At 46.9% G+C, this 26,087-nt stretch carries 21 protein-coding genes and 1 tRNA gene; 11 read left to right on the top strand and 11 right to left on the bottom strand.

The genetic code is table 11. From position 1 onward, the window contains the following. On the top strand, positions 1–352 hold a 352-nt coding region (locus PGW94_RS02630), incomplete at its 5' end, for a hypothetical protein (protein ID WP_271758360.1). Between the two features lie 1,034 nt (positions 353–1,386). Here PGW94_RS02630 and PGW94_RS02625 read toward each other — a convergent pair. Further along, positions 1,387–1,578, bottom strand: a complete 192-nt coding sequence (locus tag PGW94_RS02625; RefSeq protein ID WP_271758358.1) for a hypothetical protein — start codon at positions 1,576–1,578, stop codon at positions 1,387–1,389. Positions 1,579–2,220: 642 nt separating this feature from the next. On the opposite strand from PGW94_RS02625, the gene PGW94_RS02620 reads away from it, so the two are divergent. Continuing rightward, positions 2,221–2,349, top strand: a complete 129-nt coding sequence (locus PGW94_RS02620) for a hypothetical protein (protein ID WP_271758356.1) — start codon at positions 2,221–2,223, stop codon at positions 2,347–2,349. A gap of 94 nt (positions 2,350–2,443) precedes the next feature. After that, positions 2,444–3,568: a DNA replication/repair protein RecF gene (gene recF, locus PGW94_RS02615; protein ID WP_271758355.1), complete on the top strand. Its 1,125-nt coding sequence runs from the start codon at positions 2,444–2,446 to the stop codon at positions 3,566–3,568. A 777-nt stretch (positions 3,569–4,345) separates the two neighbouring features. Here recF and PGW94_RS02610 read toward each other — a convergent pair. Then, on the bottom strand, positions 4,346–5,623 hold the full coding sequence (locus PGW94_RS02610; protein ID WP_271758353.1) for a hypothetical protein: 1,278 nt from the start codon (positions 5,621–5,623) through the stop codon (positions 4,346–4,348). A gap of 545 nt (positions 5,624–6,168) precedes the next feature. Here PGW94_RS02610 and PGW94_RS02605 point away from each other — a divergent pair. Further along, complete coding sequence (locus tag PGW94_RS02605; protein ID WP_271758351.1) at positions 6,169–6,687, top strand: hypothetical protein; 519 nt, start codon at positions 6,169–6,171, stop codon at positions 6,685–6,687. A gap of 811 nt (positions 6,688–7,498) precedes the next feature. Here the strand turns inward: PGW94_RS02605 and PGW94_RS02600 are convergent. Then, positions 7,499–8,362 (bottom strand): hypothetical protein, encoded by an 864-nt coding sequence (locus PGW94_RS02600; RefSeq protein WP_271758349.1) that lies wholly within the window; start codon positions 8,360–8,362, stop codon positions 7,499–7,501. A 198-nt stretch (positions 8,363–8,560) separates the two neighbouring features. After that, positions 8,561–10,069 (bottom strand): murein biosynthesis integral membrane protein MurJ, encoded by a 1,509-nt coding sequence (gene murJ, locus PGW94_RS02595; RefSeq protein WP_271758347.1) that lies wholly within the window; start codon positions 10,067–10,069, stop codon positions 8,561–8,563. Between the two features lie 86 nt (positions 10,070–10,155). Here murJ and lgt point away from each other — a divergent pair, with 86 nt between their 5' ends. The 3 genes from lgt to PGW94_RS02580 all read left to right on the top strand — a co-directional run bounded on the left by lgt (position 10,156) and on the right by PGW94_RS02580 (position 13,446). Further along, a complete protein-coding gene (gene lgt, locus PGW94_RS02590) occupies positions 10,156–10,989 on the top strand; it encodes a prolipoprotein diacylglyceryl transferase (RefSeq protein ID WP_271758344.1) in 834 nt (277 codons plus the stop codon). Between the two features lie 175 nt (positions 10,990–11,164). Beyond that, complete coding sequence (locus PGW94_RS02585) at positions 11,165–11,377, top strand: hypothetical protein (protein ID WP_271758342.1); 213 nt, start codon at positions 11,165–11,167, stop codon at positions 11,375–11,377. A gap of 1,340 nt (positions 11,378–12,717) precedes the next feature. Then, on the top strand, positions 12,718–13,446 hold the full coding sequence (locus tag PGW94_RS02580) for a peptide deformylase (protein WP_271758340.1): 729 nt from the start codon (positions 12,718–12,720) through the stop codon (positions 13,444–13,446). Positions 13,447–13,519: 73 nt separating this feature from the next. On the opposite strand, the gene rpsT is transcribed toward PGW94_RS02580, so the two are convergent. Further along, positions 13,520–13,807: a 30S ribosomal protein S20 gene (gene rpsT / locus PGW94_RS02575; protein WP_271758338.1), complete on the bottom strand. Its 288-nt coding sequence runs from the start codon at positions 13,805–13,807 to the stop codon at positions 13,520–13,522. Between the two features lie 570 nt (positions 13,808–14,377). Further along, positions 14,378–15,064, bottom strand: coding sequence for a lysophospholipid acyltransferase family protein (locus PGW94_RS02570; RefSeq protein ID WP_271758336.1), 687 nt, complete (start codon positions 15,062–15,064; stop codon positions 14,378–14,380). Positions 15,065–15,159: 95 nt separating this feature from the next. Here PGW94_RS02570 and def point away from each other — a divergent pair, with 95 nt between their 5' ends. Both def and PGW94_RS02560 read left to right on the top strand, forming a co-directional pair. Beyond that, on the top strand, positions 15,160–15,756 hold the full coding sequence (gene def / locus PGW94_RS02565; RefSeq protein ID WP_271758334.1) for a peptide deformylase: 597 nt from the start codon (positions 15,160–15,162) through the stop codon (positions 15,754–15,756). Between the two features lie 218 nt (positions 15,757–15,974). Next, positions 15,975–16,802 carry a uracil-DNA glycosylase family protein gene (locus tag PGW94_RS02560; protein WP_271758332.1) on the top strand — a complete coding sequence of 276 codons (828 nt, stop codon included), beginning with the start codon at positions 15,975–15,977 and terminating at the stop codon, positions 16,800–16,802. A gap of 607 nt (positions 16,803–17,409) precedes the next feature. On the opposite strand, the gene PGW94_RS02555 is transcribed toward PGW94_RS02560, so the two are convergent. Next, positions 17,410–17,631 (bottom strand): hypothetical protein, encoded by a 222-nt coding sequence (locus tag PGW94_RS02555; protein WP_271758330.1) that lies wholly within the window; start codon positions 17,629–17,631, stop codon positions 17,410–17,412. Positions 17,632–18,918: 1,287 nt separating this feature from the next. Beyond that, on the bottom strand, positions 18,919–20,886 hold the full coding sequence (uvrB, locus tag PGW94_RS02550) for an excinuclease ABC subunit UvrB (protein WP_271758328.1): 1,968 nt from the start codon (positions 20,884–20,886) through the stop codon (positions 18,919–18,921). Between the two features lie 64 nt (positions 20,887–20,950). On the opposite strand from uvrB, the gene secD reads away from it, so the two are divergent. Together secD and PGW94_RS02540 are read left to right on the top strand one after the other, a co-directional pair. Further along, on the top strand, positions 20,951–22,465 hold the full coding sequence (gene secD / locus PGW94_RS02545; RefSeq protein WP_271758326.1) for a protein translocase subunit SecD: 1,515 nt from the start codon (positions 20,951–20,953) through the stop codon (positions 22,463–22,465). A gap of 24 nt (positions 22,466–22,489) precedes the next feature. Further along, positions 22,490–22,672, top strand: coding sequence for a zinc-finger domain-containing protein (locus tag PGW94_RS02540; protein ID WP_271758324.1), 183 nt, complete (start codon positions 22,490–22,492; stop codon positions 22,670–22,672). 472 nt (positions 22,673–23,144) lie between these two features. On the opposite strand, the gene PGW94_RS02535 is transcribed toward PGW94_RS02540, so the two are convergent. From PGW94_RS02535 to PGW94_RS02525, 3 genes are all read right to left on the bottom strand, one after another. Next, positions 23,145–23,218 (bottom strand) — tRNA-Cys (locus PGW94_RS02535). A 12-nt stretch (positions 23,219–23,230) separates the two neighbouring features. Then, entirely contained in the window at positions 23,231–24,133 is a 903-nt protein-coding gene (locus tag PGW94_RS02530; RefSeq protein WP_271758322.1) for a class I fructose-bisphosphate aldolase, read from the bottom strand. A 297-nt stretch (positions 24,134–24,430) separates the two neighbouring features. After that, complete coding sequence (locus PGW94_RS02525) at positions 24,431–25,711, bottom strand: pyruvate dehydrogenase complex dihydrolipoamide acetyltransferase (protein ID WP_271758320.1); 1,281 nt, start codon at positions 25,709–25,711, stop codon at positions 24,431–24,433. Positions 25,712–26,087 lie beyond the last annotated feature (376 nt).

Genomic DNA, 26,087 nt, shown 5'->3' with positions numbered 1-26,087 from the left:
TAGCGCATCAGCTAAGAAACCTACTAAGAGTCCCCGGGTTCGCGTGAGCTCTGGTAGCAGCACTGCGACATCCCGCAGGAAAGATGCTGTGGCCAATGCAGACGCGCCTATCACAAAGGGTAAGATTAAGGCTAACCATGTGCTACCTGCGCAGGCTGCTAAGAATGCTCGTGCGGCTGCGGACAAAGCTTTTGAACGGGACCATGGTGTCATCATCCCTGCACGCTCTGAGCACGCGGCGGAACCGCAAGACAAGAGCCGAAGGCAGGAGTTCTTCAGGATCAGGGAGCTGATAGCCAATACGGCGCACCACATACGAGACAGTAGAATAGTTAGGTGGTTCCTGGGGTAGAGGCGCAGTCACAGTTTCTTGCTTTCGCCTGTGGGGATGTAAGGTATGTGGGGTCCTGTCCTGATGTGCTTGGCTATTGTGACCGCATCAGGGGTGGGGGAGCGCCGCATTGCTGGCGCCGCGGGTGGTTTGTGCCGCCATCTGTTCCCGTGCCGACTCCCTGTGCTTATGCGCGGCATCCGGTTGTTTTTCTAGTCGCGTAGGCGTCCCTTCACCAGTGGCATGATGATAGTTGTTGACCTGAGCCAGGGGCGTGGTTTTTTCCGTTGTTGGATCGCACTTTTGTCTTGGGGCAGTGTTGTCTGTCCGAAGGTGGGGTGTGTGCTGCGCTATTTCGGTATTGATTCAATACGCATGCATCGGAGTGCCTGGCCCCGATAGGCGTGTCGTGTATCGTTTTCTTCTGCATGTGGTGTAGCAACGTTGATATTGTGTTATGGTTAGCACACCAGTTCTGTTGGCCCATAAAGGCGGTGCCGTATCACAATTGGCTGGGTTGTTTTCTTAACTAGGGATTTTGACTCAGCGGCATTCCCGGGAAGCACGTATTGGATCATGGCGCATGTTAGTTGTGCGCGTATGCAGCTTTTTTCAAGCTTAATGCTGCGATGGTGCCCGGTGTGCCGCAAAATTTCTCGAGCAATAATGAAACCCGCTGGCACTTGCAAATAGGCGCGTAGTTCCGTGTTAGACCAATGACCTGCAGGGGCTACTATCTTCAAACAATGCGGCTCTGCGATATCTGTAGAATTAAGGACGTGTGGAGCAGGTTTTGTGCTAAGTGTGTAAGCATGCCTGCAAACCTATACCAAGGGCATTTGGTATGATCTTCCAGTGGAGAAAACCACGTTTGTGCGACTAGGGTGCGTCCACATAAGGTGCTTTTATTCAACCTGTTGCAGCAGCTATTTTGTTTGGCTTGGCATGCTTGCGTACGGGGTTCTACTCCCAGTAGAAATACTGTTCATTGCTGGCACGCGACCTGCCACATCACAAATTTTTATATTAGCACGCGCTGAGCCGTAGTAGCGCAATCATAGCACAGCCACCATACTCACAAGCTTCTTGATCGAGCTACCATTGGCCTCACAAATGAAGCAAGAATGATCTGGGTAAAATATTGGCTTTAGAGAAGCAATTGGGATATCAGGAAAGATTCTGTACCTGTTCCCAGACGACTTTGTGAAATGAGCGGCCCCAATGCTATTTATGAATCGTGGCACCATGGCAGGATATCATCGTATGCAGGTGCCTTATTATGTGGAGAGCCAGCACGAATTTGTACCGTACGGTTACACACGGCGTGTGGTGTGACCACAGAAATGCAATAGTAACGCATTAAATCCTGGACTTGAAGGCGCAAACCTGTGCTTCTAGGCGGCTATCTAGGTTTTAGCTCCTCCTGGTACAGGGTCTTCATCAACGCGGGGCTTTGCAGTTATGCACTCAGTACCATGACTAATAAAACTGCCGTGGCAGGGAATTACCTGAGATTAGCATGCACGTGGTACTGCAGCCAAGTGCAGTATGTGGGTGCTCTTCAATAAGAGTTGTATCATTACAGATGAGATTTAGAGCTTGTCGAGTCTGGACAAACTAATACCTTGCACGTGGCAGCAAATGCGAGCAGTGTGCAATATAAAAGGCGCCATTCCAGCTGAGAGACTTAGTGCGTGGCTTAGCAACGTACATTTCCTTGGTGGGTTAACCCACTTTGTGCACCATTTGTGGTTTTAATTTGGAGCTTATAGCTGCAACAGGCTGTCTGAGTGATGTTGTAAACTGCTTGACATTTCCCATCCTTTATGGTGAAACGCCCTAGTATGTGTAGGGCACGTACTACGTGGTGAGTATTGGGAGTTGTCGCTGTGACACAACATAGTGAGAAAGATGAGTTTAACCGTGCTCGTCGAGGAAAAAACAGGTTTCTATTTACGCTTCTTGTTTTGCTTGTGGTGATGTTGTTCTTCGTGGCAACAATAAAGGTGAAGCTGTAATACTTTTCTTGCCCGGTGTGTTTTGTAGCACAAATTTTGTGTGTATACTTCGTGTCTGAGCCGTTACGCGGGTCTGCAGTAACATGGATTTTATATGCATGGTAAGTACCAGTCGTACGTAAAAAGCATAAAGCTTGTTAATTTTCGTAACTACGAGAAGGCGGAGCTAGAAAGTTGCGGCAGGTCCGTAGTGTTGCTAGGAGAGAACGGAGCGGGTAAGACAAACCTGTTGGAAGCGGTATCGCTTCTTTCAAAAGGGCCCGGTTTACGCAACGCTAGCGCGGAGTGTATGCAAAATAGTGGAAGTGCCACACCGTGGTTTGTAAATTACAAAGCAGTGGGGCGGGAGGAGATTTTTTCCGTAGATATTGCCAGAAAAAATAACAAGCGCAGTGTGTCTGTTGATGGCAAAGCTGCCCTGTACAACACATTGCATAAGATTTTGTGTATGGTATGGCTCATCCCACAACATGACCATATCTTGCTTAAAGCCCCAACAGAACGACTCCGGTTTTTCGATAGGGTTGTCCACATATTCGACAAGGACTACTCGTCTAACATGGTAAAGTACGAAAAAGCCAAGCGTGACCGAAAACGCATATTACAGGAGGCCCCGCATCACGACCATTGGCTAACAAGCCTTGAGTCTATAATGAGCACGAGTGGTGTTAGCATAGCGCGTACGCGCTGCAACGTATTAGAAACATTGCACACAACTCTTAGCGCACATGCAACCGGAGCAGACTTTTTTAAATTTTCCATCCGTTTGGATAGTCAGGTCTCCAGGATACTAGAGCCCTCAATCGAGGCTGTTATAGCAACATACTCTGAATGTCTACGTAATAACCGTAAAACCGACGCAGCAAGGAATTGCACAACATTTGGCGTCCATAACGATAACTTTCAGATTCTACACGAGCCGAAAAACATGGTTGCCAGTAGCTGTTCTACAGGGGAACAGAAAATACTTTTGCTGTCCCTTCTATTGACGGCGGCAATGGCGAAGAGCAAAGCTGATGGTCAAGCACCGGTAATGCTGCTAGACGATGTCATGTCACACCTTGATGCCCAACACAAGGAGGAGCTTGTAACAATATTGCAAGATTTGGGCTGTCAAACGTGGATGACGGATGTCGACGTGAAGAACTTTAAAGGTTTTCAGGAGAGTTTCCAGTACTACCACATCGCGCGGGGCCAGATCAGTAAGATCACACCGTAGGGCGGAACATTCGGATACGTACAGCGGTCGTAAGTGTTGGGTTAGAAAGCACAAGTTATGTGTAGTAAACGGGATAAGTACCCCGCACCCAATAGTTCAAAGGAAAATCACGCGGTGTACTGAGCACGATGCGGATAATGAGGCACCGTTAGTTAGGGAATCTGCGTAAGAAGAAGCACACGCTACTAGGGCACGCAACAGCACAGCGTAGAGACCATCTTTTTCCGTAGCAGCGTGCCTACACAGCCAAAACATGCTACAAGCCGGAGTAGCAGGTCTTGCCACGGCAAAGCAGCTCAGAGCATTGTCATTAAGCGCAACTACATTCGCAACCATGGCTAATATAATGGAATGGCAATCAAAGATTGTATTCGACCTTACACCTTGGTGGCACAGCAGGCCATGTATTCAACAAGCGCCGACTTAACGTTTGAGGAATGCTACAGAGCAAAGCCAATAGAGCCACAAAGCGAGAGCCCATACAAGATAAATAAACCGCCACAACATCCTGCCAGTCACGATACATGGGAAGAGAAGCATGCAGTGACTAACAGCGTGCCCAAGGGCAGTGCATAATCCCGCCCTTGTTCCACACATACACGTCTCACAAGCCACACAACGCATTACCGCGAAAGGAGACGTGATATACAGCCACTTTCGCACTAATGCACAATGCTATAAAGCTCTATACTAGCTACCGGGGAGCACAAACCAAGATTAAGATTACGCCTCAGTCTTTCAGCCCAAGGCCGTTTGCGCTCCCACTATAACCTCCGACTAAAAGAAGAAGAACCTCTTGCTACTGTCACCCGTATCTTCACGACCTGTTGTTTCAGATTCACCTTCTTCCGGCTTTCTGGACTCCTCCTCTGCTAAGGATACGTCACTAACGCCGGGATCTGAAGCATGTCCTGTTACACCAAGGCCGTCTTCACTTTCTGCCTGATGCAAAGGTGGAGAGAGTGACTCAACAGCTTCGTTTTCGTTATCACCAGCGCCCTTAGCCCCTGCGAGCTGTGTATCGTCTCCCAACGCGCCCTTTGAATGTAGCTCATCCGCAGGTACTCCAACCACGTTCAGATCTGTTTCTTGAACACTGTCACTTTGTACTTCAGCCTTACCAGGTACCTGTGGCTGGAGCTCATCAACCCCTGATGCTCGCAAGTCCCCATCAGTCTTCGCCTTCTCTTGTTCACCTGAAGCTACAGAATCTTCCCTGGGCTCCTCAGCAGCGAGCGCAGGTTCACTCAGATCAGCAGCAAGGCTAGTAACTGCGGGTACATCCTCTCTTACGGCTGCTTTTTCACTATCTTCCTGTAGTACTGGAGCGCCATCAGACAGTTGGTTCTCTACGCCAGGTGCACTTGGTGCCTCAACTTCTGTGGCCTGCTGCTCAAGGGAAGAAACTGTCTCTAATTGGGAACTGCTACCTGCAGGGATAGCTTCTTGAGTCGTACCCAAGCCTTCGCGTGCAGCTCCAGGTGTTTGAGTCACAGCAGGTTCGGCTTGAACGTCGGACTCAGAACTTTCGGTGTCGACTTTTGCGGAATCATCTTGTGATTCTTGGCCATTGCCTTGCACTGAAGACACGAGATTGTCACCTTCAGCACCTGTGTCACCTAGAGAGCTTGGCTCCGTCACCACTTGTGTTTCAAAGAACCTCACGTGTGCCCTAGTAGGAGGCACAACAAACTCCATAGCTACTTCACCCTCATAGCCAGGCATGGGCGCGAGTTCTATGGCTTCAAATGCATTTGCGTAAGCGCTAACTTTCCCACCTTGCACAGAGTCAGCCACTGGATCAAGGAAATACAGCTTGCCGTATTCACTATGCACCATGTTAGCGGCCTGATCGCTGCTGACAACATCGTCTCCAACAAACAACACCAACTCCTCCAGCATACGCCTGCCGGAAACAGCCCTACAACCTTCTTGCCCGTACTCTCCGCGCTCATTAACCTCGCACGCCCATCCCTCGTAGTAGCCATCGCTTTCTTCCGATATTTTACTACTGCCGATATGGTAATCACTAAGCTCGATATCTATCCCATACATATACGCCATCCTCCTTAACCTTCAATACCACAACATTTAGGGCGTGAGCTCGACCAACAAAGCGCGGCGCGACACTGCGACTGCCGCATAAAGCATACACATCGCTCTCAACCCTTACTATAGCCCATAGGCACAAATAACACACAGTTCTGTAAGGTGTGGTAAATATAACTGCATACACGCACATACTCAACACTTTCACGCTTTAAGTGTTAATACTTAAACGAATACCAAAGACGCATAAACATCGCATGCTAGATTATGCATACAGAACTGCGTGGCAGTCTAACAACCTTGGTGGCACAAATCAAAGCTTTCGTGGTTAGTGTGAAATATCTTCAGGATTTGATAAGGGTTGTGAAGTGCAAAGTACAAGCCTATGTTCTAGGTAAGTGCGAAAAACATACTTTTCGCTGTTGGTATGTACCAGTAGTACACTAAGTACTACATATAGTCAGTACAGACAGTTTTCTCTTTACAAAATGCTCAGTAGATCATATAATTGCGTGCGCAAACGCGTACAGTTATATCACAGGGAGTGTATTATGATACTTGATGATTTCTCGGTTGCATCTGTTGTGGCTGCCCCTGCATCCGATGGTGACTTATCGGCTTGTGGGTATTGTTCCGACATGCAAGGCCTTACGTTGGTGGAGTCTTACAGCTACGGTTCGGGGGATGATGGTGAAAGAGTCACTATGACTTTTGACAAGGAGAATGCTGGTGGGGTTGAGCAGTCTTTGATGTTCGATGCTGTGGTGAGTGGAGATAACGATGTGAAGCTGGACAATGTGTTCCTGTTCGAAACTAGCACGGCTACTCCAAGTGATAACCAGGACGGGGATCCGATTTTCGGGTCAAGTAAGCATGTTTACTTTGGTGGCCTGAAGGCGACTGCGACAAATGAAAAAGTGACTGAGGAAGGAAGTGAGGAGTATGGTGGCGCCGTAAGCGAGGGGTCCATGATACTAAAGGCTAGAGGTAATAATAGCAAGTGTGATCTAGCTATTGTACTTGAACAGGATGGGAATGCTGCCTTAATTTCCGAGGCGGGGCTGATGTAGAAGTACGTTGGGCTTAATGTGGGGCGGGATGATCTGGGTTTCTGCCCCGCGGCGCTTCGTTTGTTCTTTGTGTGAGTGCGTGGTCTTTTGGTAGGTTTTCCCTTCTCCGGTGCTTGGTTTTCCTCAACTTTTGGGTGTGGGTACTTTGCCTGCGTTTATAGCTATGTTTGTATCAAAGGTTGATTCGTGGTGGATTGGCCATGCTGCGCGGTGATTTTCTGCGTGATTGTGTTGTGGTAACCAATTCTGTTTTATATTCCAGAGCTTGTAAGTACTTTATCCTCTGGCGCACGTCGGTGTGCGTTATATAAAATTCTTGATCACTGCTTGTTGTAGTGCGCTGCTTTTTTCCTTTTACATCCATCACATCACATGTACTTCGAGCAAGAATGTCGGGCTTGATACACAGTTGATGCATGCATATTCGTCTGGTGCGGGATGCAATAGGCATAAATTCGGCGCTGTGATGCACGTTTGGCTTCGTATCCTGGACATATAAACGCTTTGCGTCGCGATTGTGCGCCCCGGTGGGGTTCCCTGATTTACGCTTTTTGTCGCTCCGTGTCTAATAATGTCGCCGCTAGGGCGTGTACAATGCATGCACGTGTATGATGGTTAGGACTTAGTTCTTTGGGATGACTATCTCGGTGCCTGCAGAGTAAATTTGCGGCTAGATGCACACGTTGCTCTAGCTGTGAATAATCGCACTACAATGCATACCCACACTGTGTGAACTGCCTTTGCGCCTCACAGGTTTTGCAGTCCACCGTACTACGGGGAATAAGAAGGCGGCCTAATAGCTGCCACGTTGTTAGTGGTCTGTGCCGCGGCGCCGGGAATGCTCGCTTATTATGCGCTGCATCTGCATGCCAAAATCTTTGTTAAGTTTCGCGAAGCCCTTAGTTAAAACTGACGGAAGCGCAATAAACTCTCCTCTACCACTGATAGCATCTTCAAGTTTGGTTACCATCTCGGAGTCCAACGCTCCGTCACGGAGGCTTGCCAGTATGCTTTCTATAGCTTGAGCGGCATCCTTATACTTACTTAGGGGGTGAGCCTGTGGGTAGCTAGCGATATTACGAACGCTGCGAAGCTCACTGCATGCCACGTCACGAAATGCCAACTCTACGAGCTGCCGGAGAACGCTACCGCGGTCATGGTCCGAAATTGCCCCTATATTTACCATGATGCCCACAAGCTCTTGTAACGCACTACACACGTTGTCGTGCGGAGTCACCGATATCGCTTGTTGCGCTGCATCTACGGTCACGCGTCCAAAGGCCCTGCGCTCGCTGAGCATGCTTTCCAGCCGCGATGAACCTGCGTCGTTACCGCAGAGATACCTTTCGGCTACTGGGAAAAGTGAAATAGCATCTTGAGTAACCCGGACAACGTAAGTCGGCCCGGCCTCATCCCGAAGCACAACCCTGTCTTCGCCAACATCAAGCGCTGTTGCCTGCGAAAGGATGGACGACAGCACTTCACTGCTAAATGTAAAACCATGGCGCACCATGTGGCTCACCATCGTGCTTATATCTCTGTACACGAAATCTGCCTCGGGTATCAACTCCACCGAATTACCTTCATGGTACCCGATGCGCACCTCCGAAGGGAAAAGTGCCCTCGATGCAGTCCCAGCGTCCAGCGTGGTGAATTTCTTCTTAAATTCCTCCACGTAACGACCTTCGGCGAAAGTCATCCTTGCCCGCTTCCTACTAATATTGGCGTATGTAATCACGTCTATACTTGTGTGGGTTGTGTTAGGGCATTGTGTGCAATTTTTATTAAAAAAATAATAACCCAGACGTTAAATTGCCGCCAAACGAAGAGGAATAGGCCCGCAAATTTTTTGCACAAACCAATCCCTGAAGTCTTACATATCGCCTAACGAAACCTTTTGCCGAAACGCTATACACAACGTACCCAGATACGCTGCTACCCCGATCCCGAGATGGCAAAACAATGCCGGAATCCTAATCAGCGGTCCTAAAAAGTAGTATGGTTCCAATATTGCATTAACCATAATCAGTACGGCGACCATTACTGTGGCAGCAAATAATACATGTGCCAACTTAACTAGAAGGGTTTCGCTACTCTCGTACAATTTGCGTTTGCGTAAGTACGCTGCTAGAAGGATGGCGTTAGTCCAGGTCCCTAACGTGCCACCGATTGCTATGCCCACCTGACCGTACTTGTCCAGAAGCATGTAGCTAAAGAGAGCATTCGTTGCCAACGCGATGATCGAAAAGACCGCTGGCATCCTGAAATTACCGCGAGCGTAGAAGAATATACACAGTATTTTTGAGATAACAAATGCAGGCAAAGCCACGGCTAAAACTACCATCACACTGGCGGTATTACCTATAGCCCAGTAGTCAAACTGGCCATAGTTCAGAAGAGTCATTAGTACGGGTTCCGGTATTGCTATTAGCGTTGCGGCGGCGGGTATTATCAAGGTCATGCCCAAATCTAATGCACAATTTTGTTTTTCTATCATCTTCTTCGTATCGCCACTGCTGGCTAGCTTTGCGATAGTAGGCATAAGGACAAGGCTCATGGACACCCCAACAAATGCTTGGGGCATCTGGTTCACGCGATCGGCATAGTAGAAATATGTAATTGCGCCTGGGATGTAGCTTGCAAACACTGTATTTATCCACACGCTGATTTGTGGCATGCATCCGCTGAATACGGACATACAAGACCTCTTCGCGAACATCTTAATGTCTGCATCGATACTGGGGCGAATGACATTGATTTTTACTTTTCTGTACGTTGCCATGTGAACAGCAAAGCAACACTGCACTATCCCCGCAATGAAGACCGCTACAGAAAAATAGTACACCGGCAGGGCCAAGTGGGGCATGAATGCACTTGTTACTATGCATGTGTTCAGGATTATAGGCGCAGCAGCTGTCACGTAGAAACAGTTATGTGTCTGTAATACGCTTCCTATAATCGACGTTATCGAGATTAACAAAAGATACGGAAGCATAATCCTGGTAAGGTTTACGGCAAGGCCGAACTTGTAGGTACTACCCAGAAAACCCGGCGCAAACACACTCAAGACCTTGGGCGTAAAAATCATGAGAAGGGAGCAAAGTACTATCAAAAACACAAGCAAGATAGAAAAGATCTGGTTCGCAAATTTTTGTGCAGCTTGTGGTGTTGACAGTTTTCCTGAATACAAGGGAACAAAACTGACACTCAAAGGCCCTTCTGCAAAATACGCTCTGAAAAGATTGGGTAGACGAAACGCCGCTAAGAACACGTCCGACAGGCCTTGAGAGCCAAGGTGATACGCCACCAAAGTGTCCCGGGCAAGCCCCAGAATTCTAGACAAGAAAGTTATGCAGCTAAACTCGAAAATTTTTTTGAGCATAAATTGACTTTATCACGCAAAGTCCCAACAATACGCGAAGACCGCACCGTGGCACGACTAGACCGATTATAGAATAATGCGATCACATGTCAATTTGTTTAAAAATACGCTCGGTCATCGAGTTTCTTCTTGATGTGGATCCGATAGCGTTCAGTTTTTGGTTTTTTGATGTGCATTGGTACGCACTTTCCTACGTTTGTGGCATTTTGTTTGTATACTTATACATAGGAAAAGTTGGCCGGTACTTACCTGACAAAAAGCAGCTACTAGAAACCCTTACATCGTGGATGGTTTTAGGAGCTGTTCTTGGAGGTAGAATTGCGTACGTGTTGCTATACAACCCAGGTTTTTACATACAATATCCTTTTGAGATAATAAAAATCTGGCATGGGGGCATGTCATTCCACGGCGGTATTGTTGGGGCTGTTGCCTGCACTTGGATTGTGTGTCGCAAACACAATGTTTCCTTCTTACCACTAACAGATATGTGTGCATGCTCCGCGCCAGTGGGCATCTTTTTAGGACGCATTGCCAACCTGATTAATGGCGAGCTGTACGGCAAAGTGACAGAATCATGTATAGGGGTGGTATTCTCAACAGATGGCAAATTTCTGCCGAGACACCCTTCACAGATATACGAAGCATTTTGTGAGGGATTTATGCCGTTTGTAGCTTTAAATCTTCTTTTTCGCTATACCAAGATAAAAAAATACCCTGGTGTTCTTTCGAGCGTATTTGTTTTTTGGTACTGCGCAGCCAGATGTACAATAGAGCTCTTTAGAGAACCTGATGCACACATAGGATATGTGGTAGGTGACTGGATAACAGTGGGCATGATCTTATCGGTCTTGGCACTAGGGTTATGGGTGGCGGTTTATATAGCAGTAGTAAAAAGCTCAGGAGTAAAAACTACAGACTAGGCTGACAGCACGCACAACTTTTTGACGCCGATAAATATCGGCATTTGCTTCTCTTGTGCAGACATAAAATTAGTTGTGGTACAAAAGTATATCGCGTATAGTCGCACCGTGATAATTATGCTATTGCTGGTATGCATTATAGTATAACGGATCGCAGTTTTATGTCTTCTCGGTCGTGAAATTGATGAAACCCAGTAAGTACATGGCAGATATAGAAGCAGGATGCAGCCCACCGCAGCTGCAGCAGAGCATTTTTCTGAACAACAGGAATGTGATGTTACACCCCGATACATACATAAATGACATTAGTTCCGTTGTTCCTCAAGGTTCCAGGGTGTGTGCACTGGATGAGAAATGTGGTGAGCGAAATTCTTCTATTGAGCTATAGTTCGATCTAGGAAGTATTCAGTATACAAAAAGCGTTGAAGGGGATCTATTCGAGTCGTTGCGAGTATGTACAGTGACGGCTGCGAGATTTTTCCGTATGTTCTGTCGTCAGCACGTGTGGCGGTAAATGTGCTTATGTCTCCAGCAAAAGCACCGCCGTCTTAGCGCAGTAAAATACATTGGGTCCATGCGTCTGGAGATTGCTCCTGGGGTGCTGTTTTCAGGTTGCCAACGACAATAAATTACGTGAGAAAACAAGCAGAGGTCGTTAGTCCCGGCGGACTATGGTGCCTTCTTATCAATCACGGTACATACGGTAGCTGTGGAGAGAGGCAAGTACGGTTGTTATTTCGTGCCACAGCCTAACGCTTGATAGGATATCTTACGGCTAAAACTATGGTACGATTCTTAAGATAGCAAAGAACTGCAAGCAGCCCCTATGTAAATAGTCCTGTACTACTACGAGGAGGTATGGTTTTAGCTAACATATTTTTCAGTTTAATAGAGATGATCCATTTCGCTGGTGGTAGGCTGGCGACAGTTTTACTGATGACACTGAAAAACATACGCATAGCAGCGATGGAAAGCACGAAAATCGTCTTATGCTAGCTTTGTTAGCCTCAAATAATCAGATAGTGAGAAGTAAACTAAGACACTCTGTTCTTCCTTCTATGGCGGATTCTCATACTATATTCAAGGTAGTGGCGGTTGTTAAGAATTACTATCTGCCAAGGCACTTGGTGCGCTGGCATGCTTACCGTAGGTTAATTTTAATACGAGGCACTCCGGCTGGCCCTTTTTATGCATCCACTCATTTCTCGTATACAAGCTTGTGTGCAAAGTACACACTTTTTCTGATCCTATATTTACATACTCCACAGGGTGTGTTTCCAGTGAGTTCATCGTATGAATACGTTGATGCGGCCATATTGTGGTTCTTAACATGAGTTGGTGAGCACTATGTTAAGGTAATCCTTTTGCGTCGAATGTGCTACATTCGACACCTTGTGGGGCACTGTGAGCACCACTTAAATCCTGTGCCATGCAAGAGGCAGTACAAGTACCCGGTAGCTACTTTTTATGGCTCATTACAGCATTTAAAAAGGGAAGGTCTCCAACGCAAACGGATTATTTTTCGTACTACGGATGCGCAGTGTGTAATGCTCAGCCCAAATTTTTAGTTAATACGGCTCCCCAAACATCGGTTGAGGTCGTTTGTATTCCCCAAATGAGCCATAGTGCAGTGTATCGATGTGCGTAATTTGTGCATGATATTATAAGCATGTACAATTGTATATGCGGCTTATTCTGTCGCGGCTTCTTATTTCCTACGGTACAGCTTTGATTGTTCTTCATGGGAGGGGGACGATGTCTTACGAAAAATCCGTTATTCCGTATACCAATAACGCGCTATACCTGCCATCGGAAGAGGTACGTGGCGACGATTTTCTTCGTGACCAGCTTGACACTCTAATAGAGCACATGTTTGAGGTCATGTATAAGAACAACGGAATAAGCTTGTCGGCTGTGCAGGTTGGCGTGCACAAGCGCGTTTGCGTGCTGGACTTGAGCCGTCTGTATAGTAGTAAAACCCGCAAATGTAGCAACATCGACCCTAAGCACTACAATTCCGCCTGTGGTCCCATGGTTCTGATAAATGCCGTTGTTACAAAACGGTATGGCAAACTGTTGGTAATGGACGAAGGATGCCTTTCCGTGCCCGGATCGCGTGCAAAGGTAGCCCGGAACGAGTACGTGATTGTTAAATACTTAGACCGGGAAGGCCAAAGCAAAGAACTAAGGGCACAAGGCTTGTTGGAGCTGTGTCTGCAACACGCTATAGACCACATGCATGGTGTCGTAATCACGGAGCGTGCGGAACACATGCAGAGTGGTTTGGAATTGCACGCCATGGACAAAGCATTGTACCCCGAGTATTCCAAACTTTTGGAGCTCAGAGGCCAAGACCAGAATACCCCCCCCCTACGACCTCGCGCTACTTCTACTACTCTTGATAGCATCAGCTCTTCAGCATATCCCGGCACAGAACCCCGCGCTCGCGCGCCATAGCTAAAACGGCGTGCCACCGAACGCAACCCCTAACAAGGGCACACAACACCAAAAAATCAAACCTGGGAGTAAACTAGCCCTGTTGAAGCCGAGCCAAGTCAAATGCCTTAAGCCTGCCGGCAAGGGCTTTGACCTTGCGAGCTGCAGTATTTCTATGGAATATTCCCTTGTTCACGCACTTGTGAATATTGGACTCAGCCTTCCTGAATGCAGCTACTGCATCTTCAATTGGACTGTTGTTATCCAGCGCCGCCAAAAAGGCCTTCACTGAGTTACGTACTCTACTTTTTCTTACCCTGTTAGAGCGCGTACGCCTCTCTATAACACGCACCATTTTCTTTGCGCTAGAATGATTTGGCATACCTTACCTATCCCCATCTTACACTGCCCCAAGCAATCTACATGGAATTTCATATGATTGCAAGTCCAGTCTAGAGCCTCATCGCACGCCACGTCACTATAGGCGCAAGCGCTGTACTACTGTTCACAACACGCAATAGTTAGCTGTCCAGGCACACATGAAAATTTGTATCAGCCTCTGTGGCCAAAAGGGTATAAGCACGGGGTGCTTGTGTGTCTACGGAGTAAAAACGCATGCGTGGCGTCGTCGCCCGATGGTTAAATCGCATCTGCGTCACATAACCGCACTTACTGACTTGGCCCACAGCTCAAGGATGTTGCCCATTTTTTCGTCAGGTACCCTGTTGTGTATAAGAAACCTTGGAAAAGCATACCAAGGACAGAGGGGCCATCGGCGGCCAGCGACTGTGCCGTAAACGCTTTGTATGAGAGGCATTACAGCAAGAATAAGGATGAATTTGCAGTCGAGATCCGGTGTAGCAAAGCTCTCAGCCCGAACTGCGACACCATTAACATAAAGCTCGTGCAGGGTGTTGGCGGCTATCTATGGAGGCTTGTACAAGCCCCTGCGTTATGTCACATCTAGGTCACGACTTCCTTCGATCATAAGCTCTTTGAATTTTTGCATAAACTCCTCACGGGACAAACCCGGCTCTATGTGCTGAAGGATGCGCAGAGTTGCCTTCCCCCGCTGTTTTTTTAGCGTAATATAACTATAAGGCCAAAACTTCCCTGTATTTAAGGCCACAGGCACTACAGGCATTTTAAGCTGCTGGTACAGCATAGCCACTCCCGCATAATAGTTAGCGTCGGTACGGTCATTCTTCAGAGTTCTTGTTCCCTCCGGAAATATTATTATAGTACGCCCCTCTTTAGCCCTGGCAGCGCACTCCCTTAGCATTTTCCGTAGTGACAAGGTTCCACTTTCGGGCTCGATGAATACCATGCGCAGGATTTTTTGGTATATACCGAACACTGGTATAAAAAGAACCTCGCGCTTCATCACGAAGCATACCCTTGCGAACTCAACGAATAGTATCATCGTCTCTAGTGGAGACTGGTGTTCGGCTGCCACAATGTACGGCCCGTCGGGTAGCTTGTCTCTTCCCTCAACTTCATATGAAATGCCGTCTATAGCCCTACAGAAGAACAAGATAACCTTCACGCCCGCAACAGAAACTGCGTTCCTTAATCCTATGGGTACAACTATCAGCCAAGGAACTGTTGCCACACAATAAAGAATTGAAAAAACGACCAAAAAAACGTAGAATAACAACTCTGCCTCCCTGCGGTGCTGCACGGTCTAGGATAACAGTGCTAAGGGCGGTGTAAAGTTTTTTCAGCTGAGGGGTTATGTCAGTAAGGCCCGTTGTTGTGCTTCCAGATAGTAGCCTGTATTTGTGCTCTGAGGAAGTGAGTGAAGCTGATTTTGGTGATGGGTTCAAGGAACTCATAGATGACATGTTCGACACCATGTATGCGGAGCATGGTATAGGTCTTGCGGCTGTTCAGATTGGCGTGCATAAACGCGTTTTTATTGTGGATCTCAGCGACAGGTCTGGTAACACCAGCGAGTGCGACGAGTCCGATGCGGATGGGTATCTTACAGCCTGTGGTCCACGGGTCTTCATAAATCCAAAAATAGTAGAGAGATCTGGAGATTTGGTCGCGATGGAGGAGGGGTGCTTGTCCATTCCTGGGCAGAGGGAATGGGTAGTCCGGCATGAACGGGTTGCGGTACAGTTTTTGGATCAAAGTGGGCAGAACTCTGTGCTGCGTGCAGGAGGGCTGCTTGCCCGGTGTTTGCAGCATGAGATGGACCATCTAGATGGCGTTGTGTTCCTTAAACATGTGTCGAAATTGAAGCGCGACCTGGTTATGAAGAAGCTAAAAAAAGCCGACTGTCCTGAATATTCTGGGCTTTTGCAACGTAGACAAAGCCGCAATTGAAAACAGTGGAAAGTATGTGTGGGTAACGGTCATTTGTAGGAGTTTTCTATGCATGGTAAAAGATGGATAGAGATTTCGCGCCATGTGACTCCCAGCGGCTGTGTGTGGTGCTAGGATCCTGTATCTTTGGGTTGACCCCGGCGGGGTTATGTGATAGCGGATTACATGGCAGACAGCTGTGTTAAAGTTGCAAGTTTCCACGACTGCAGGATGCAAGTATGACAAATGGTCACGCGGAGCAGGGTCCGGATAGCCCTGCGGTTTTGGCAGAAGTTTTGAAGTTCTATCACGACAGTGGCGCTACCTGCACACTCAGAGACAGTCTAGATGCGGGTGATGCTGCGCAGATTTCGGAAGAAACGCGTGCGCGGCGACGCGACCCTGTAAAAAAGCAACATAAGACTGTGGAAACGAGCCTGTTGCACTGGGCAATGGAGGCGAAAACAGCGGCAATGAACTGCAACAATCTCGAGGAGTTACGTAGAGCGATATGTGCGTTTGAGGGCTGTGAAATCAAGAAGTCTGCTATGAACACAGTATTCTCAGATGGGAACGCATGTGCCAAGATTATGTTAATTGGCGAGGCTCCTGGCAGCAGCGAAGACAGGGAGGGAATACCATTTTGTGGGGCAAGTGGGCAGCTTCTAGATAAGATGTTTGCAGCCATAGGCCTGAGCCGTGCCACCAATATATACATTAGTAACTCTGTGTTTTGGCGCCCTCCAGGTAACAGAAAACCAACAGATTTTGAGCTTGAAGTTTGCAGGCCCTTCGTCGAGAAGCACATATCTCTAATAGATCCTGATGTCGTGGTAATGGTGGGTAGTACTGCTTGTTGTGCGCTCATGCAGACTCAGGATAGTATCTCTCGTATTAGGGGAAAGTTTTACGAATATACAAACAGCTTTCTCTCACGTACTATTGCAGCTATGGCTATTTTCCATCCCGCATATCTGCTCAGGCAGCCGCTGCAGAAGCGCTTGGCCTGGGAAGATTTGAAAATGCTCAGAGCTCACATTGAGACGCACAACATAAAGGTACGCTAAACATATCTCATATGACCTACTTTCGGTAGAGGTCATGGAGGTCAGTTGCCATAGCATCGTGGTTATCTTTAGTTCGTTATTAGTGTGAGTATTTATTATGAACCGCTGCTCAGCGCAGTTTTAGGGTATGGCCGGGTGCATTCCACACAAAAGTGCTATTGCATATTCAGGCGGTGGCAGTGCTTTCAGAAACACTTAGACAAAGAACTTGTTATCATTCTCGCGCGAGAAATGGTCATAGTAAATAGCCAAGATTATATGGCAAGCCGGTACTTGTGACATGGCTTAGTACGGTTACGCTTGCATGCGGATACTTAACAATGTAGCGGCATCCTCCATCTCTCTTAAACTACCGATAAAAATGGGAAATAGCACATGTTGTGTGTGCAGTGGACCACCATCATAAAGTAATGTTGGTAGGAGTGGTACGTAATGTTGATATCCAAACGTAGCAGCAATATTGTATGCATCTATGATGTTGTGATAGTCTTCCATAAAACCTCTCAATAACTTTATTATTGCCGCAACTGTGGCTGGTATCATATAAGTACGTGCCTTACGCACCACGTATCTTGATTACAAAAATCCCTTAGCTGCGCACAAAGATTTAAATTCTAGAGGAAGAGGTACTGCGTCTAGTAGTCTCTTCTTCTCTAGGTTCTTTATGTAACTCTGGGTATTTGTCCCTTTTCCTAAGAACATTAGCAGCTGTCATGTCTATGTGGTAGTCTTTGGGGTGGTTTGGGCTTGCAGGCGGCCTGGGAGCCGGATTTTTTTGTTTATTGAATATCATTTCGAGTGTAGAAAAAATTTTTCCTAATTCGTTCATAAAGCCTCCGAAGTGATTATAGCTTTGAATTGATTTGTTTACATGCACGGACAGAGTAGAAAAAATTAGCATGCTACCAGTGTGCGCAGAACATCTGCACAACATGTGTGTATTGCCGACTTGCGACATGGCTAAACGCGCTTGTATAAACAAGTGTTTATGACTCTACACAGATCTACTGAACTCCTGATGCATGTAGTAGTTACATCCCAGTTTTATTCCTGAACAGGCATGCAGTCTTCTATTTGTCCGGTTCAGGGTACAAATAGAGATGTCCAAAAAGTTTTGACACCATAGGGTAAACGACTTCTAGTGCAAAAGACTCCGCAAGCGCAGCGGCGGCAACTGTTTTTAAAACCTCAATTTATTTTGCGAAACAGGGCTTCCAAATTGATTTATGCACCACAGCTTTCAGGCTCACGCTGCCGTAATAATCTACGTTTTTGGCTAACTGACGGCATAAAACGCGCTATTATCAAGCCGTCAAGTTGTCGTGCCCCGGCTGTGAAGAGCAGACATCGCTCGAAAATGGAAAGTTGCAACATATTTTTATGGATTGCCAGACGCAGTGCGAAAATATCTTTCCATAATCTTGTAACGCCACCACGCAGGTTCGAGGTAATCTACACGCTACACTCTCTTTCCCACTAAGATCAAACAGAAACTGACTTTTTGCTTATTTCCGTACAATAGCGGTATTCCGTACTACCGTCGTGTCATAATGTTAAACACACGCCTCAATACGTCTTTACCGAATTCAGCTCCTAGAGCCACGATGTGGACGCAGCGATTTTGTGTCTCTTGTCTCAAATTTTTGAAAAAACTTATCATTACTTAACCTCTTGTAACCCAAAAACTTTGGTGTCAAACTACAAAAGACGACTTAACCTGCATGATCACATGCTGTTAAAAACATCTACCAACATTAGACTGCTTTGCTCCTAACATAGAGGCCCCGTAAAATTCAGTGGTGCGAACTACATCATGTGCAGATCTAATTCACTGGAGCATGCCGTATACAAAAGCATATAAGGAGTGCCAATAAAGGGAAAATGTTCCAATCTTTTTTGCTCAACAGTGCAACTTGGTGCTGGAAACACGCAAACGCATACAGTGCGACTGCAAAACTTTGCCTACAGCTCACTATTTCGGAAGATATGCCGGATGCTGTTTTTATTGTCATGGATATCAGCTGGAATCGCCACGCCCGACTTTTTAGTGAGTAAACCCTAAAAAATACTTAAAATATGCAACTACTAGGCAAGCCCAGGCTCGTCCAGCGCGAAGTTATTTTGGCAAACCTAAAGCGCCGATTCGGTTGCGTATTTCAAGAGCTTTTTCAAATTCTAAACTTTCTGCATACATTAGCATATCCTTGTACAACTTCGAAAGCTCGTTTTCAGTTAGTGCTTCTTTGGTCGTTGAAGTATTCTTTGTTTGTTTTCCATCTTTATTTCTGACCCGATCCTGCAAACTTGTGGAAACTACCTTGTTAATCCCACGGGGTTGTATGCCATGCCGTATATTATGCGCTTCCTGTATGGCGCGCCGGCGGTTAGTCTCGTCTATGGCAACCTGCATGGATTTTGTTATGCGATCTGCATACAATATCACTCTTCCGTGCACATTTCTTGCAGCGCGGCCGATGGTCTGTATCAAGGAAGTAGCAGAACGCAAGAACCCCTCCTTATCGGCGTCCAGAACGCACACGAGGGCGCACTCTGGTATGTCCAGGCCTTCCCTCAACAGGTTCACTCCAATCAATATGTCTAAGTCTCCTGTGCGCAGACTGCTGATTATCTCTATCCTTTCCAAGGTCTTCACATCGGAGTGTAAATACCCAACCTTGAGCCCCAGCTCGCGCATATGTACGGCGAGGTTTTCGGCCATTTTTTTGGTTAGGGTGGTAATGAGAACCCTACTGCCTTCAGCAATGGTGGCCTGACACTCACATAGTACATCAGATATTTGGCCAACTGCACTCTTGACGATGCAGACAGGATCCAGCAACCCCGTGGGTCTGATGATCTGTTCAACAACGATGCCAGAAGTGCGCTCAGTCTCGTAAGGCCCTGGTGTAGCTGAAACATACACAATAGATGGTTTTCTTTCTTCCCATTCTTCAAACGTAAGCGGCCGGTTATCGAACGCTGATGGTAAACGAAACCCGTGCGTAACCAAGTTTACCTTTCGCATTCTGTCCCCGTTGTACATAGATCTAATTTGGGGAACAGTTATGTGACTCTCGTCAACGAACATGATTGAATCAGGCGGTAGGTAGTCAAGTAATGTATTTGGGGGTTCCCCGGCAGCTTTGCCGCATAGGTATCTAGAGTAGTTTTCTATGCCCTTGCAAGTGCCGGTTTCCTTCATCATCTCTATGTCAAATTTGGTACGCTCCAGGATCCGCTCTGCTTCCATTACCTTGTTACACTTCCTGTAATGGTACACGCACTCCTCAAGCTCATCCTCGATCTTTGACAACGCCTGCATAAGAGTGGGCCTGGGGATAACGTAGTGACTGTTGGGAAAGACCTTAACTTTCTCGAGATTGGCAGTGACATCTCCGAGAGCATAATGCACTTCCTGGATGGACTCTATCTCCTCACCAAAGAATGATATCCTCCACACGTGGTCTTCATGGTGTGAAGGAAAAATCGTCACGATATCGCCTCTAACATTGAAGGTACCACGTTCGTACTGGAAGCTGCTTTTATACTGTAGCTCTACCAGTTTTTCCTGTAGTTTGCACATGTCAATCTTCATGCCTACAGAAAGTGGAAGAGTCATCTCAGAATAGAGTTCCGGAGATCCTAAGCCGTAGATGCATGAGACACTTGCCACAACAACAACGTCTCTTCTCTCTAGCATTGATCTTGTTGCGGAGTGCCGCAGCATATCGATCTTTTCGTTTATCAGAGCATCTTTCTCTATATACACATCACTGTGGGGTATATAGGCCTCAGGTTGGTAGTAGTCGTAATAAGACACAAAATACTCTACCGCGTTGTGTGGAAAGAACATCCGCATTTCTTCGTACAGCTGGGCAGCTAGGGTTTTGTTATGAGCTATTATGATTGCAGGACATTGTCTCTTTTCTATTACGGATGCCATAGTAAAGGTCTTGCCTGAACCGGTTACTCCCAGCAACACTTGCTCTTTGGTCCCAGTTTCTATCCCTTGCGCCAGTTTTCTTATTGCAGCAGGCTGATCCCCGGCTGCTTCGTACTCAGACGTTATTCTAAAATCTTGCATCAAATTACTATCCCGTGTCCCGGGGATTGAATATAATGTACCTTATATTATGTAGTAGCGACAGATGCAACTGGTGGGTAAGTCATTGGCCACATTTCTGTTGTGCGCCCTTTCTGTATATTTTGTCCTGCCGAATTTTATTGAGTCGGAGTTTTTTCTCTCGAAAAAGAAGGCAAATTTGGGTCTGGACCTCCAAGGTGGCACGTACTTATTGCTTGAAGTTGGTGTACAGGAGCATTTGAAAGAAAGGTTGTACAGCTTAGGGGATGAGCTACAGAGTTACCTTCAAAAAACAAAGGTGCCTTTTAAGAAGTTGTATGTGAAAGATAAATCCGTGGTGGTGCATTTGCAAAACCGAGAGGATTTGTCACAGTTGAAGGCATTCAGTAAAAATATAGAAGTTTCAGGCGCATTCCCACATTTTTTGGTTTCTTTCAATGAGGCTTATGCCAAGGCTGTCGCAAAAACCGTAGTATCCGACTCGATAGAAAATATACTTCGCAGGCTTGACAAATCTGGCACGAAAGAGATCACAATAAAGAGCCAAGGCGAGAATAATATTTCCGTGCAGGTGCCTGGTGTTCACAATGTTGATAATATAAAGTCACTAATAGGGCGGACAGCAAAGCTGACTTTCCATCTGCTTGAAGAGGTAAAAAGTCTGGCTGATATTAACCAAGTCAGTACAGATTTGCTGCACGACCAGGCGGGGAACGTTTACCCAGTGCTGAAACGGGTGGAAATAAGTGGTGATTCGCTAATAGACGCGAGTGCTGGTATGAACAGCCTTGGGAAGGCTGTAGTGCACTTTAAATTTGACAGTGCCGCAACTAAGCGGTTTGCGGAAATAACAAAACAATATGCGGGCAAGCCGTTTGCCGCGGTTTTGGACAATGTAGTGCTGACTGCGCCAGTGATACGAGAGCCTATTTTGGGAGGAACCGGAGAGATAAGTGGCAGGTTTGATTTAAATGAAGCTAAGGAGTTGGCAATTCTCTTAAAGTCCGGGGCCCTGCCTGCGCCACTAAGTGTTGTGGAAGAGAGAGTGATAGGCCCGAGTTTGGGTCAGAAGTCCATAGAAAAGGGGCGATTGGCTACTATATCGTCAGTAGTGGTTGTCTCAATCTTTGTGTTTATGTCTTACGGCGTTTTGGGACTTTTCGCTGTGATCGGTCTTGTTTTCAATATAGTCTTCATACTTCTTGTATTAACCTTGCTGGAGGCTACGCTTACTCTTCCGGGCATAGCTGGTATAACACTCACTGTTGGTATGTCCATAGACGCGAACGTTCTTATCTTTGAACGTATAAGGGAAGAACTACGTGCGTCTGGGAAGATCAGGCTCGCCGTGGAAAAGGGCTTCAAAAATGCTATGTCCACAATTTTTGATTCCAATATGACTACCCTGCTTGTCGCGATAATAATGTTGGCGTCTGGAAGTGTAACGGTTCGGGGGTTTGCAGTTACCCTCGGCGTTGGGATACTGTGCTCTATGCTTTCTGCAGTGGCGTTAACAAAAGTTCTTATAGATGCTGGTGTGCATTTTGGTTTTGTCAAACGCGTGGGTACTGTCAGATAATTCAGAACCTTTAGGAGTACTTTTATGAGTGGTGATGAATCTGGAAACGACGAAGAGATATTCTACTGTAGTGGCGTTGACGAAGAACACTTAGAGCCTGCAAGTGTTGGGCATCCCAAAATATATCTGAAGGTAAAAAGGGGGGAAACCAAGCCTTGTCCGTATTGTGGTAGGCAACTTGGGAGTTCAAACGTTGTGGGTCAGTAGTGGCTACAAGGCCTCAAAAGAAGAGTTTCAAGCTTTTTTGTAAAGATCCCTCGTGTTTGTGATATGTGTTAACCTGCGTACTTACTCTCCGGGGTATCCTTTAATGCAGTACTGCCCTTTTTTGGTTTGCAGGCATTATCATACGTCATCTTCAAGATGATAACTGTGTTGCAGGGTAGCTCAATTACCTACGTTGTGTCACTTCACGTGCAGACTGGAAGGCAACACTTCGCGCAATACGGAAGAGGTTAACCTATACTTTCTTCAATTGATTTTGGTTCACGATGCTCGAAAACTCATCAGATAGTGGCGAAGAAAGTATATAGCTGTAGCAAAATTAAAGCAGAAACTCAGCGCAGTTTTTTCGCATCACGTACTGGACAAAATCGCGCACAGTCCGACACTACTCAAACCGATGACCCTAACACTGCACAAAATCAGGAAAAAATGCTCGAATCACTACTGTTTTGATTGGAGGCCGGGATCGGGATCGAACCGATCTATAAGGATTTGCAGTCCTCCGCATAACCACTCTGCCACCCAGCCATGTTTGTCTAATCAGCAATAAATCCTGATCACATTTGCGACAAGAGATACAGCTTCTTCTTCGGACCTCTGGAAGGAATTACGGCCTATCATAGACCCATCTCCTCCCCCGTCACGCACGGCAGCAACCTCATCAAGCAAGTCGCCATCACTCTTTGTATCACCACCAGAGAACACTACCATTCTTCGTCCCGCGAAGCAACATTTCTTGACATACGCAACCCGCTCTGCAAGAGTCGCATGTGGATGTGATTTTACTTCATTACGCTCGATATAGCTGGTCGGCAACTTGACTTTGATAATGTTAGCACCGAGTGAAGCGGCAATGTGTGCAGAATAGGCAATTATGTCCAGCGCGGTCTCGCCCTTTTTGGACAGGTCTCCACCTCTAGGATAAGACCACACCACAACTGCCAATCCATGGGATTTTGCTTCGCGGATTAACTCTTTCGCCTCACTTACCATTGTGGTAAACGCAGCAGATCCTGGATAAATTGTAAGCCCTACCGCAGAACAACCCAAACGAAGTGCGTCTCTCACTGACGAAGTTATAGCTTGTGTTGGCGGGACCCCTGCGGGGGCCAGTGCTGTTGAGCTATTCAGCTTCAGTATTGTAGGGATCTGCCCTGCGTATTCTGCAGCACCGCACTCCAGCATTCCTAAAGGCGCGGCATACGCACTAAACCCACACCTTATAGCGAGCTTGAAGTGATAATGCGGGTCAAAGGCACTAGGATTAACGTCAAAACTCCGAACCGGCCCATGTTCAAGCCCCTGGTCAACGGGTAAAATCAACAGCCTACCACTGCCACCCATTTTGCCATGCGTTAGCATTCTTACAAGGTTGCCTTTCACACCCGGGTTTTCACTGTCATAACAGTCCAAAACACGCCTAACCTGCTCACTTAGACCCATATAACTCTACTGAAATTAACATAAAAGACCAGCACGCACGACGCACACAACGCGCCGCCCGTAAGCTCCCCAATTATAGAGCAGAGATCTCTAATTTCAACATGAATATAATGACCTAAGGCACGGCAGCACAGTGGATGTGCATGAGTTGGCATCAGGTATACCGTATAAAAGTCTCCTTTCCACGCAGCCCTGTGCTCGAGATCAACGGCCGTCATTTGTACCCGATAAAAGCGCGAGTGCCCTAAAGGTTGGGCAATTTCCGGAATTACTTAAACAAATAATAACAGGAAGTAGCTATAGCAGCACTGACAACGGGTGCTCAATGTAGAACTTGAACCTATTGAAGAACTTAGCAGCCAGGGCTCCATCCACCACTCTGTGGTCAACCGATAGAGTAACGGTCATAACGTCTTCGGCCACGATGCAGTCATCAACTACAACAGGCCGTTTTTCGGATTTTCCAACTGCCATAATGCAGGATTGAGGCGGATTTATTATGGCATAAAACTCCTTGACGCCAAACATTCCCAGGTTAGACACGGTCATGCAGCCGCCTTGGAACTCATGAGGCAACAATTTGCGCTCCTTAGCCCTTGCAGCAAGACTCTTAGTGACTTGTGCAATTGCGGATAGGCTCAACTTATCAGCGTCGGCAATCACGGGTGTCAGAAGACCATCGTCAATCGACACCGCAAACGCTATGTCAATGCTACTGTTCTGTATTATCTTGTCCCCGCCCCACGAAGCATTGATCTCCGGGAACTCTCTTAGCGCGAGAGCCACGGACTTTATCACGATATCATTCACAGTGATCCTGCCGCCTCCTAGCGCCTCCGAATCGGCATTTATTTTAGCCCGCATTGCCAGTAGCTCACCCACCATGCAATCCATTGCTAAGTAAAAGTGAGGAACATCACGTTTTGACTCCACAAGGCGCTCTGCAATTACCCGACGCATAGAGCTAATCGGCACGGCATCGCCATCCCTTTTTAGAACAACCGGCCCCGGTATAACAGCGATCTGTGCAGGAGTACTAGCATTGTCAGCCGCACGCACAATGTCCTCCTTTACGACCCTGCCATAGGGTCCCGAACCTTCAACTTTGCTTAAATCTACCGCCATCTGAGATGCAAGTCTTCTAGCGAGCGGGCTAGCTTTCACCCTAGTATCCGCTGTATTGGCTTGTGCAGCCTGTATATCAGCAGTGGAGGTCTCAGAAGCATCCACGGTTACAGTATCAACAGCAGGGCTATCAGCTACACTAGAATTTTCAACATTTCCTGTTGGATGACCAGATTGGCATGCAGCGAGCAGTGCAGTAGCATCGTCGCCGTCGACTTCCAACACAGCGATTACCTGGTTTACCGCGACATTTTTTGTGCCTTCCGGGGTAAGCACTTTGTGCAACGTGCCAGGCTCGTCCGCGTATTCAAACTCGATTACCGCCTTGTCAGTTTCGATGTCCGCGATGATGTCACCGGTCTTAATTTTATCTCCTTCATTTTTATGCCACTTTGCTATGGCCCCGCTTTTCATTGTAGGTGAAAGGGCCGGCATCAAAACTTTTATTGGCATATAACTAACTCAAACTAATAATCCCAAGGCAGGAATTACGTTTACAACAGTGAGATGTTAGTGTCAACTCACATGGCATGTTGGCCCTACTCTGTGTCATGGTCATGTATGTCCAAACAAGCTGTTATTTCAAGCAAGACAGCTAACGAAATAAGCACCCAGCGCACTATGTTAACGCGCTTCAGTACCAAAAAATCTAATATTTCGAAGATATTCTATGCAAACGTTGCCCGGTGGAGTTCTACATAACACACTGTATGTTGCGGCGCTGCATCATAACTCATTCCGAGGACCACAAAGACCTCGCCACCTTCAACAGTCTTAGCAAGATGCCCCGCGACAATGGCCTTGTTATCTAGGTTCATATCAGTCATCT

The sequence above is a fragment of the Candidatus Anaplasma sp. TIGMIC genome, from assembly GCF_028204095.1.
Classification (GTDB): domain Bacteria; phylum Pseudomonadota; class Alphaproteobacteria; order Rickettsiales; family Anaplasmataceae; genus Anaplasma.
Note: the sequence above shows the minus strand (reverse complement) of the source record. Positions and strands in the feature narration are given on the sequence as shown.